The 588-nt window shown below is 41.8% G+C and carries 1 pseudogene; it reads right to left on the bottom strand.

Going from position 1 to position 588, the window contains the following annotated elements:
- Positions 1-461: 461 nt before the first annotated feature.
- A pseudogene (locus tag ACWXWT_RS20625) lies at positions 462-569 on the bottom strand (transposase); the annotation flags it as partial.
- Between the last annotated feature and the right edge of the window lie 19 nt (positions 570-588).

Raw genomic sequence — 588 nt, 5'->3', positions numbered from 1 at the left:
GCGTATCTTCCAGGCTAACGATTGTCTGTCTTGGTCTGGCCATCTTTAATTACCGTTTGTGAAAGGGTAAATAAAGTGTAGTTCAGCGCTCAATATTTAGCCAACAATCTTGGGTGTCTTAATTATTCGTCTTAATTATTCGTCGATATGCTTATGGCCTGTATATCCTCTGTCTGTCGGTTCGCTAGTCGTAAAACTAGCCAACGTACTATGAAGATACACAGCGGTACGTTTACCCCAAGGGTCGTAAATAGCTTGCGATACGACTGCGCCACTGCCATTTGTTGTGGCGATGACTGAGCCTTGATGGTCCTTGTGTAGATAAAAAGTATATTGCTTCGCTGGGTATAGACAATGTCGCCAACATAAAACTTATGCTCGGTTAATGTACCTGCGCCACCAATACGATAGACCTTCTCATAATTACCTCAAATAATTATGGGTGTCATAATTATTTTTTTTGTTGAATTATCAATTCCGCACAAGAATGCCTTACGCACCACACGAGAACAGCAGTGATAGTAAGGCGTATCTTCCAGGCTAACGATTGTCTGTCTTGGTCTGGCCATCTTTAATTACCGTTTGTGA

The organism is Shewanella sp. A22 (assembly GCF_053850585.1).
This window is presented reverse-complemented; position numbering and strand designations above follow the sequence as displayed.